The 1483-nt window shown below is 72.0% G+C and carries 1 protein-coding gene and 1 pseudogene; both read left to right on the forward strand.

What is annotated here, in order from left to right; all coding sequences use genetic code 11:
• Positions 1–274: 274 nt before the first annotated feature.
• Positions 275–1195, forward strand: a complete 921-nt coding sequence (gene galU / locus ABD308_RS18005) for a UTP--glucose-1-phosphate uridylyltransferase GalU (protein WP_344335604.1) — start codon at positions 275–277, stop codon at positions 1193–1195.
• 26 nt (positions 1196–1221) lie between these two features.
• Positions 1222–1483: pseudogene (locus ABD308_RS18010) on the forward strand (gephyrin-like molybdotransferase Glp); the annotation flags it as partial.

Genomic DNA, 1483 nt, shown 5'->3' on the forward strand with positions numbered 1-1483 from the left:
CGACTGCTGGCGCCCGGCGGGTCCCCGGGCCGTCCCGGCGGACGACGGGCGGGCGGCCGCGACGGGTCCCCCCGGGTGGCCGGAGGACTTCGCGGCCGAACATGACTGTTCGGAAAAGGCGGGTAGTCTGTCGCCCTGTGCCGGAGGGGACCCCCTCGCCCCACCTGCCACGTCCCCTCCACCTGTCATCGCGGCCGGGTCCGGCGACGTGCTGCCAAAGCATCGGTCAACTGCGCCTGGTCAGGCGAAATACGTGCCTTAGTAAGGTAAACGCATGACGACGACGAACTCCCGTACCTCGGTCACCAAGGCAGTGGTCCCCGCGGCCGGTCTGGGTACCCGCTTCCTGCCGGCCACCAAGGCCACTCCGAAGGAGATGCTGCCCGTCGTCGACAAGCCGGCGATCCAGTACGTCGTCGAGGAGGCGGCCTCCGCCGGGCTGTCCGACATACTGATGGTCACCGGCCGCAACAAGCGTGCCCTTGAGGACCACTTCGACCGCGCCTACGAGCTGGAGGAGCTGCTCGCCCGCAAGGGCGACCAGGACCGCCTGCGCCGGGTCCGCGAGTCCGTCGAGCTCGCCAACATGCACTACGTCCGCCAGGGCGACCCCAAGGGCCTCGGCCACGCCGTCTCGGTCGCCGAGCAGCACGTCGCCGGCCAGCCCTTCGCCGTCCTCCTCGGCGACGACCTGATCGACCCGCGCGACCCGCTGCTGTCCCGCATGATCGAGGTCCAGCAGGAGCTCGGCGGCTCGGTCGTCGCGCTGATGGAGGTCGACCCCTCCCAGATCCACCTGTACGGCTGCGCCGCCGTCAAGCCGAACGGCTTCGGCGACGACGTCTTCCAGGTGACCGACCTGGTCGAGAAGCCGGACACCGCCGACGCGCCGTCGAACTACGCGGTCATCGGCCGCTACGTGCTCGACCCGTCGGTCTTCGACGTGCTGCGCGAGACCGAGCCGGGCCGCGGCGGCGAGATCCAGCTCACCGACGCCCTGCGCGAGCTGACCAACCGCCCCGCCGACACCGGCGGCCAGGTCCACGGCGTGCTCTTCAAGGGCCGCCGCTACGACACCGGCGACCGCGCGGACTACCTGCGCGCCATCGTCCGGCTGGCCGCCGAGCGCGAGGACCTCGGCCCGGGCTTCCGCAGCTGGCTGCGCGAGTTCGTCGCCTCCGAGCTGCAGGACTGACACACCGACAGAGAGCGAGCGCGCCGATGACCGGGTCCACGGAGAGCGGTACCACCAGCGCGGCCTGCCGCGAAGACTCCGCGGACCCGGCTCCGCCCGCCCGTCCGGACGGTCTGTGGACCGTGGACGAGCACCTCGCCGACGTCCTGGCCGCCGTCGGCCCGCTGCCCGCGATCGAGCTCCAGCTGCTCGACGCGCAGGGCTGCCGGCTGGCCGAGGACGTGCTCGCCGAGGGCGACCTGCCGCCCTTCGACAACAGCTCGATGGACGGCTACGCGCTGCGCACCG

The sequence above is a fragment of the Kitasatospora putterlickiae genome, assembly GCF_039527695.1.
Classification (GTDB): Bacteria; Actinomycetota; Actinomycetes; order Streptomycetales; family Streptomycetaceae; genus Kitasatospora; species Kitasatospora putterlickiae.

Coding starts and splice junctions, on each gene's coding strand:
- galU (WP_344335604.1), top strand. CDS start 275: ATGACGACGACGAACTCCCGTACCTCGGTCACCAAGGCAGTGGTCCCC.